The 7,083-nt window shown below is 61.4% G+C and carries 9 protein-coding genes, 1 tRNA gene and 1 rRNA gene; 10 read left to right on the top strand and 1 reads right to left on the bottom strand.

Going from position 1 to position 7,083, the window contains the following annotated elements:
• Window positions 1-91: 91 nt before the first annotated feature.
• Together rrf and BN1132_RS18115 are read left to right on the top strand one after the other, a co-directional pair.
• A 5S ribosomal RNA gene (rrf, locus tag BN1132_RS18120) occupies window positions 92-206 on the top strand.
• Window positions 207-252: 46 nt separating this feature from the next.
• Window positions 253-328, top strand: a tRNA-Thr gene (locus BN1132_RS18115).
• 49 nt (window positions 329-377) lie between these two features.
• Here BN1132_RS18115 and BN1132_RS18110 read toward each other — a convergent pair.
• Window positions 378-581: a hypothetical protein gene (locus BN1132_RS18110; protein ID WP_042079224.1), complete on the bottom strand. Its 204-nt coding sequence runs from the start codon at window positions 579-581 to the stop codon at window positions 378-380.
• Window positions 582-720: 139 nt separating this feature from the next.
• Between BN1132_RS18110 and BN1132_RS18105 the strand changes: the two genes are divergently transcribed.
• From BN1132_RS18105 to tatC, 8 genes are all read left to right on the top strand, one after another.
• Entirely contained in the window at window positions 721-1,986 is a 1,266-nt protein-coding gene (locus tag BN1132_RS18105) for a cytosine deaminase (RefSeq protein ID WP_042079223.1), read from the top strand.
• Between the two features lie 90 nt (window positions 1,987-2,076).
• Window positions 2,077-2,454, top strand: a complete 378-nt coding sequence (crcB, locus tag BN1132_RS18100) for a fluoride efflux transporter CrcB (protein WP_042079222.1) — start codon at window positions 2,077-2,079, stop codon at window positions 2,452-2,454.
• Between the two features lie 65 nt (window positions 2,455-2,519).
• On the top strand, window positions 2,520-3,272 hold the full coding sequence (gene ubiE, locus BN1132_RS18095) for a bifunctional demethylmenaquinone methyltransferase/2-methoxy-6-polyprenyl-1,4-benzoquinol methylase UbiE (RefSeq protein WP_042079221.1): 753 nt from the start codon (window positions 2,520-2,522) through the stop codon (window positions 3,270-3,272).
• Between the two features lie 8 nt (window positions 3,273-3,280).
• Window positions 3,281-3,889, top strand: a complete 609-nt coding sequence (locus BN1132_RS18090) for a ubiquinone biosynthesis accessory factor UbiJ (protein ID WP_042079220.1) — start codon at window positions 3,281-3,283, stop codon at window positions 3,887-3,889.
• Window positions 3,889-5,529 (top strand): ubiquinone biosynthesis regulatory protein kinase UbiB, encoded by a 1,641-nt coding sequence (ubiB, locus tag BN1132_RS18085; protein WP_042079219.1) that lies wholly within the window; start codon window positions 3,889-3,891, stop codon window positions 5,527-5,529. Before BN1132_RS18090 ends, ubiB begins: the two co-directional genes overlap by 1 nt.
• 39 nt (window positions 5,530-5,568) lie before the next feature.
• Window positions 5,569-5,820 (top strand): Sec-independent protein translocase subunit TatA, encoded by a 252-nt coding sequence (gene tatA, locus BN1132_RS18080; protein ID WP_042079218.1) that lies wholly within the window; start codon window positions 5,569-5,571, stop codon window positions 5,818-5,820.
• Between the two features lie 3 nt (window positions 5,821-5,823).
• A complete protein-coding gene (tatB, locus tag BN1132_RS18075) occupies window positions 5,824-6,279 on the top strand; it encodes a Sec-independent protein translocase protein TatB (RefSeq protein ID WP_042079217.1) in 456 nt (151 codons plus the stop codon).
• Window positions 6,276-7,031, top strand: a complete 756-nt coding sequence (tatC, locus tag BN1132_RS18070) for a twin-arginine translocase subunit TatC (protein WP_042079216.1) — start codon at window positions 6,276-6,278, stop codon at window positions 7,029-7,031. The genes tatB and tatC overlap by 4 nt, the downstream gene beginning before the upstream one ends.
• Window positions 7,032-7,083: the final 52 nt, after the last annotated feature.

Below are 7,083 nucleotides of genomic sequence, written 5' to 3'. Positions count from 1 at the left end.
TTAACCATACAACACCCAAGAAGTGTTCGAAGGCTTGTAGCAGATACCGAGAACGAAGAATTAAATCAGCTTTTTCAGATTGAAGATTTTGCCTGGCGGCAATAGCGCAGTGGAACCACCTGACCCCATGCCGAACTCAGAAGTGAAACGCTGTAGCGCCGATGGTAGTGTGGCATTCGCCATGCGAGAGTAGGACACTGCCAGGCACCCAATTTCAAGATTACGCCCAGCGTGGTCTTTACCGGTTAGTGTGCTGATATGGCTCAGTCGGTAGAGCGCATCCTTGGTAAGGATGAGGTCCCCAGTTCGATTCTGGGTATCAGCACCATTAAATATTAAAGCCTCCCAATCGGGAGGCTTTTTTGTTTCTGCCTTCTTCAATTCATCGATATCTGCCTGGCATCCAGGTAGAAACGGGGCTGTCCCGACGCTTCTATCTGGATGGCAGCCACCAGTCGTTCATCGCGCTTGTATTCCCACTGCTTCTCTATCGAGGTCAACGGCGGCTTGCTGATGCCCAGCGTCTGCAGATACTCGTGAAACAAGCTTGCGCTGCCGATCTCGGTCAATCCTGCTTTCATCCCGGTGCACTCCCTTCCTCGTTGCCCTTGATCAAGGCTATCAGCCCCATATGTCTTCTGAGTGACCGCTTTTCTATTAAATTGATCCGAGCTAAGTTGTGGATTGGCAAAGGCAATCGGTCTTTCGAAGGGGAAAAGAATGCTGATAAAGAATGTGCGTCTGGCCGGCAGGGAGGGGGTATGGCAGATCCTCTGTCAGGATGGTCTGATCCGGACCATGGCGCCAATGAGCCAGATGCTCCTCTCGACCCGGGAGCTGGATGGGGAGGGGGGGCTGGTGATGGCTCCCTTTATCGAACCTCACATTCACCTCGATACCACCCAGACGGCGGGTGAGCCGAGCTGGAATCTCTCCGGCACCCTGTTCGAGGGGATAGAGCGCTGGGCCGAGCGCAAGGCGTTGCTCACCCATGAGGATGTGAAGCGGCGCGCCATCCAGACGCTGAAGTGGCAGATTGCCAACGGCATCCAGTTCGTTCGTACCCACGTGGATGTATCCGACCCCAATCTGGTGGCCCTGAAGGCCATGTTGGAAGTGCGAGAGGAGATGAAAGAGTGGGTGGAGCTGCAGATCGTGGCCTTCCCCCAGGAGGGGATCCTCTCCTACCCCAACGGCAAGGCGCTGCTGGAGGAGGCGCTCAAGCTGGGTGCCGACGTGATTGGCGCCATCCCCCATTTCGAGTTCACCCGGGAATATGGGGTCGAAAGTCTGCACTATGTCTTCGATCTTGCAGAGAAGTATCAGGTTCTGGTGGATGTGCACTGCGACGAGATCGACGACGAGCAGTCCCGCTTTATCGAGACGCTGGCAACCCTGGCTTACGAGCGCGGCATCGGCCATAGAGTCACCGCCAGCCACACCACCGCCATGCACTCCTACAACGGGGCCTATGCCTCCCGCCTGTTTCGGCTGCTGAGGATGGCGGACATCAATTTCGTCGCCAATCCGCTGGTGAACATCCATTTGCAGGGGCGCTTCGACAGCTATCCCAAGCGCCGCGGCATCACCCGGGTGAAGGAGATGCTGGAGGCAAACATCAACGTCTGCTTCGGCCACGACGACGTGTTCGATCCCTGGTATCCCATGGGGACGGCCAACATGTTGCAGGTGCTGCACATGGGGCTGCATGTCTGCCAGATCATGGGTTACGAGCAGATCAATGACAGCCTCAAGCTGATCAGTTGCCACAGTGCCCGCACCCTGAACGTGCAGGATCGCTACGGCATCGAAATAGGAAAACCGGCCAACCTGCTGATCCTGCCCGCGGAAAGCGGCTTCGATGCGGTGCGCCGTCAGGTGCCGGTGCGCTACTCCATTCGCCACGGCAAGGTGATCGCCGAAACCCGCCCGGCCCAGACGTCACTCCATTTGGCACGGAGCGAGCCGATCGACTTTCGTCGCTGAGGCGGGCCGACCGCGCCGATTAATTGCCCGGCTGTCCCCGACGGCCGGCATTTTGCATAATAGCGACCCGATACTATTGGAGCCTTTTCCATGCAAACCTGGTTATTTGTTGCGGCCGGTGGCGCCATCGGCGCCTGCCTGCGTTTTGGCATCGCCGAGCTGATGGCCTGGCTGCTGGGACGCCACTTCCCCTATGGCACCCTGGTGGTCAACGTGGTGGGGTCCTTCATCATGGGGGTGGCCTATGCCCTCATCAGCCATGGTCACGTGGTGGAACACCCGATGAAGCCGCTGCTCATGGTGGGCATCCTCGGTGCCCTGACCACCTTCTCCTCCTTCGCCCTGGATACAGTGGTGCTGGCCCAGCACGGTGCCTACGTCAAGGCGCTGCTCAATATCGGCCTCAATCTGTTCCTCTGCCTGGCCATGGTCGTGCTGGGGATGCAATTGGTGGCGAGCCGGGTTTGAGGTGTCCGGACGCTGGCGGCTCTGGTAAACTGGCGGCCATTCTTTGCTCTATGGGTATTTGAGGGATGTCGGAACAGACTAGTACTACGCATTTTGGCTATAAAACCGTGGCCGCGACCGAGAAGGAAACCCTGGTCGCCGGTGTCTTCCATTCGGTGGCAGCCAAGTATGATCTGATGAACGATCTGATGTCGTTCGGCATTCACCGCCTGTGGAAGCGCTTCACCATCGACTGTTCCGGCGTGCGCAAGGGCCAGAAGGTGCTGGATCTGGCCGGCGGCACCGGCGATCTGACCGCCAAGTTCTCCCGCATCGTGGGCGAGACCGGTCAGGTGGTACTGGCAGACATCAACGACTCCATGCTCAAGGTGGGTCGTGACAAGCTGCGCAACCTGGGAGTGGCCAACAATGTCTCCTATGTGCAGGCCAATGCCGAGGCGCTCCCCTTCCCGGACAACCACTTCGACGTCATCACCATCGGCTTCGGCCTTCGCAACGTCACCGACAAGGACAAGGCGCTCGCCTCCATGTTTCGGGTGCTCAAGCCGGGCGGTCGCCTGCTGGTGCTGGAGTTCTCCAAGCCGGAGAGCGAAGTGATCGCCAAGCTCTATGACCTCTACTCCTTCAAACTGTTGCCGAAAATGGGCGAAATCGTCGCGAATGACGGGGAAAGCTACCAGTATCTGGCAGAGTCCATCCGCATGCACCCGGATCAGCAGACCCTGGCGGGCATGATGGAGCAGGTCGGGTTCGAGCAGGTAGAGTTCTACAACCTGACCCAGGGTGTGGTCGCCCTGCACCGCGGTTACAAGTTTTAAGGTCGCCTATGCCGATGGATGCCATGGTCACCGCAGTGATCGAAACCAGCCTCAACCAGTTGCTGTCCCTCGACAAGCGGAGTCCGGAGCGGCTGCGCAAACTGGCGGGCAGGGTGCTCAAGCTGGAGCTGCGCGAGCTCAAGCCGCTCTGGTTTGTCTTCTCCGAGCGCCGGCTGGATGTGCTGGCCCGTTATGAGGGGGAGGCCGATGCGGTCCTGAGCCTGTCGCTCACCGCTCTCGGTCTGCTCAAGGACCCGTCTGCCCTGACTCGCTACATTCGCGAGGAGAAGCTGGATCTGAGCGGCGATCCCCAGCTGGTGCAGGCGTTCAGCACCCTGCTGGGGGAGCTGGACATCGACTGGGAAGAGGAGCTCTCCCGCTACACCGGCGACGTGCTGGCCCACACCCTGTGTGGCGGTGCCCGTCAGGCCCGCCGTCTGGTGGGGCGCGAGCTGTGCCGCAGCCAGCGACAGCTGGCGGAATACCTGACCGAGGAGGCGCGACTCGCCCCCGGCCCGCTGGAAGTGGCAAGCTTCAACGACGACGTCGAGGTGCTGGCCCAGCAGATGAAGGCGGTCGAGTTGCGGCTGGCCCGCCTCGAGCAACAGGTGAGCTGATGACCCCGAAGGAGTTCAAACGCCTCTATCGCATCGTCAGCATCCTGCTGGAGCAGGGCATCGACGAGCTGGTGCCTGCCCGCTACCAGCCCTGGCCGGGCCGTCTGGCCCGTCGCAGCCTGTTCTGGCTCAAGAACAAGCAGCCGGACCTCAGCCGTGGTGCCCGCATCCGCCTCGCTTTCGAGGCCCTGGGCCCCATCTTCATCAAATTCGGCCAGATGCTCTCTACCCGCCGCGATCTGCTGCCACCGGACATCGCCGAGGAGCTGGCGCTGCTGCAGGACAGGGTGCCCCCCTTCTGTGGCCAGGCTGCCCGTCGCCAGATAGAGGCGAGCCTGGGATGCCCCATCGAGACCCTGTTCGATGACTTCGACGAGACGCCGCTGGCGTCGGCCTCCATCGCCCAGGTGCACACCGCCCGGCTGAAGGAAAATGGCCGCGAGATCGTCATCAAGGTGATCCGCCCCGACATCGAGCCCGTCATCGACGCCGACCTGCGCCTGATGCAGGCTCTGGCCCGCCTGGTGGCCCGCTTCGTGCCCCAGAGCGCCCGGCTGCGTCCCGTCGAGGTGGTGGAGGAGTATCGCAAGACCATCCTCGACGAGCTGAACCTGATGCGGGAGGCGGCCAACGCCATCCAGCTGCGCCGCAACTTCACCGGCTCGGAGGCGCTCTATGTGCCCGAGGTGTACACGGATCACTGCCGTGAACAGGTGCTGGTGATGGAGCGCATCTACGGCATCCCGGTGTCCGACATCGAAGCCCTCGAGGCGAATGGTACCAATATGAAGCTGCTGGCCGAACGCGGGGTGGAGGTCTTCTTCACCCAGGTGTTTCGCGACAGCTTCTTCCACGCCGACATGCACCCGGGCAACATCTTCGTCTCCTATGAACACCCTGAAAACCCGCTCTGGATCGGCATCGACTGCGGCATCGTCGGCACCCTGAACCGGGAAGACAAGCGCTACCTGGCGGAGAACTTCCTCGCCTTCTTCAACCGAGACTACCAGCGGGTCGCCCAGCTGCACGTGGAGTCAGGCTGGGTGCCGCCCGATACCAAGGTGGACGAGTTCGAGTTCGCCATCCGCACCGTGCTGGAGCCCATCTTCGAGAAGCCGCTCTCCGAGATCTCCTTCGGCCACGTGCTGCTGAACCTGTTCAACACCGCCCGCCGCTTCAACATGCAGGTACAGCCGCAGTTGGTGCTGCTGCAGAAGACCCTGCTCTATGTGGAGGGGCTGGGGCGCCAGCTCTATCCCCAGCTGGACTTGTGGCAGACCGCCAAGCCCTATCTGGAAAACTGGATGCACCAGCAGGTCGGCCCCAAGGCGGTGTGGAATGCCATCAGGGAGAAGGCGCCGTTCTGGGCGGAGAAGCTGCCGGAGCTGCCGGAGCTGGTCTACGAGACCCTGCGCCAGGCCCGTCACCAGCAGCATCACTTCGACCAGATGTTCGCCGATTTCCGTCGCCACAGCCGTCGCCAGGGGCAGGCCCGCTACCTCTTAGGGGTTGGAGCCAGCCTGCTGCTCGCGGGTGTATTCTTGCTGACCCAGAAACAACACATTGAGTGGGGACAAATCAGCCTCGCCGGCGCCGGGTTATGCTGGCTGCTGGGTTGGTTGCGAGCCCGTTCCCATTAAACACACTGCGCCATCGGGCGCCTATCCGGAGAGAAAGTCATGGGTGGTATCAGTATTTGGCAGTTGTTGATCATCGCAGTCATCGTCGTGCTGTTGTTTGGCACCAAGAAGCTGCGCGGTATCGGCGGCGATCTGGGCGCGGCGGTCAAGGGGTTCAAGAAGGCGCTCTCCGATGAGCCGGGCGAGGTGAAGCCGGAGCAGAAGGACGCCGAGTTCCCGCCGAAGCAGCTCAACGAAACGGCCAGCCAGAGCGGCGATCCCGCCAAGCAGAAAGACAAAGACCAGGCCTAAGCCATGTTCGACATCGGTTTTTGGGAGCTGGTCGTCATCGGCGTGGTGGCGCTGGTTGTGCTGGGGCCGGAGCGGCTGCCGGTCGCGATCCGCACCGCCAGCCACTGGATCAGGCTGATCCGCAGCACCGCCAACTCGGTCAAGAGCGAGCTGGAGCAGGAGCTCAAGCTGCAGGAGCTGCACAACGATCTGAAGAAGGCGGAGCGGTTGCAGATGAACAACCTGAGCCCAGAGCTGCAGGAGTCCATCGAACAGCTCAAGGCGGCGGCCCAGTCGGTGAATCGCCCCTATCAGGGGGAGAACGAGATCCGTCCGCCTCAGGAGCCTGCCCCTCAGGCTGAGCCGGCTACCCCGGTCGCAGTGCCCGCGACCCCAGAGGTGCCACCGGTCAACAGCCAGCGAGAGAGGGCACCTGAGACCGCCAGCGAGTCCGCGGCCAAAGGGGAGGTGAAGCCATGAGCCAGGCCGAGCAACCCCTCATCAGCCATCTGGTGGAGCTGAGAACCCGTCTGCTGCGGTCGGTCGTGGCCATACTGCTGGTGTTCATCGCGCTGATCTACTTCTCCAACGACATCTACGACTTCGTGGCCCAGCCGCTGCTCAGCCAGCTGCCGGCAGGCACCAGCATGATAGCGACGGATGTGGCGACCCCCTTCATCACGCCCATCAAGCTGACCCTGATGGTCTCCTTCTTCGTGGCGATCCCCTATCTGCTCTATCAGGCCTGGGCCTTCATCGCCCCCGGTCTGTACCAGCACGAGCGCCGTCTGATCCTGCCCCTGGTGGCCTCCAGCGCGGTGCTCTTCTACGCGGGGATGGCGTTCGCTTACTACGTGGTGTTCCCCCTGGTGTTCGGCTTTTTCACCAGTACCGCCCCAGCCGGGGTGACGGTGGCGACCGACATCGCGAGCTACCTGGACTTCGTGCTGACCCTGTTCTTCGCGTTCGGGGTGGCGTTCGAGATCCCGGTGGCCACCATACTGCTGTGCTGGACCGGGATCACCACCCCCAAGAGCCTGAAGGAGAAGCGCCCCTACGTCATCGTCGGGGTCTTCGTGGTCGGCATGCTGTTGACGCCGCCGGATGTCTTCTCCCAGACCCTGCTCGCGATCCCCATGTGGGGCCTGTGGGAGATAGGCCTGTTCTTCGCCCGCTTCTACGTGAAGAAAGAAGACGAGCAGGATCAGGAACAACCGGAAGAGGGGAGCTGAGGCTCCCTTCCTCTTTTCATGCCCCCCTTCGAGGCGTATGGTAAGGCCCCAT

The organism is Aeromonas sanarellii, assembly GCF_000820085.1.
GTDB lineage: Bacteria > Pseudomonadota > Gammaproteobacteria > Enterobacterales > Aeromonadaceae > Aeromonas > Aeromonas sanarellii.
The sequence above is the reverse complement of the archived record's forward strand: the minus strand, read 5'-3'. Positions and strand labels throughout refer to the sequence as shown.

What these genes read in the sequence shown, in the direction of transcription:
- BN1132_RS18110 (WP_042079224.1), bottom strand. Translation starts at nt 581, where the DNA reads ATGAAAGCAGGATTGACCGAGATCGGCAGCGCAAGCTTGTTTCACGAG.
- BN1132_RS18105 (WP_042079223.1), top strand. Translation starts at nt 721, where the DNA reads ATGCTGATAAAGAATGTGCGTCTGGCCGGCAGGGAGGGGGTATGGCAG.
- crcB (WP_042079222.1), top strand. Translation starts at nt 2,077, where the DNA reads ATGCAAACCTGGTTATTTGTTGCGGCCGGTGGCGCCATCGGCGCCTGC.
- ubiE (WP_042079221.1), top strand. Translation starts at nt 2,520, where the DNA reads ATGTCGGAACAGACTAGTACTACGCATTTTGGCTATAAAACCGTGGCC.
- BN1132_RS18090 (WP_042079220.1), top strand. Translation starts at nt 3,281, where the DNA reads ATGCCGATGGATGCCATGGTCACCGCAGTGATCGAAACCAGCCTCAAC.
- ubiB (WP_042079219.1), top strand. Translation starts at nt 3,889, where the DNA reads ATGACCCCGAAGGAGTTCAAACGCCTCTATCGCATCGTCAGCATCCTG.
- tatA (WP_042079218.1), top strand. Translation starts at nt 5,569, where the DNA reads ATGGGTGGTATCAGTATTTGGCAGTTGTTGATCATCGCAGTCATCGTC.
- tatB (WP_042079217.1), top strand. Translation starts at nt 5,824, where the DNA reads ATGTTCGACATCGGTTTTTGGGAGCTGGTCGTCATCGGCGTGGTGGCG.
- tatC (WP_042079216.1), top strand. Translation starts at nt 6,276, where the DNA reads ATGAGCCAGGCCGAGCAACCCCTCATCAGCCATCTGGTGGAGCTGAGA.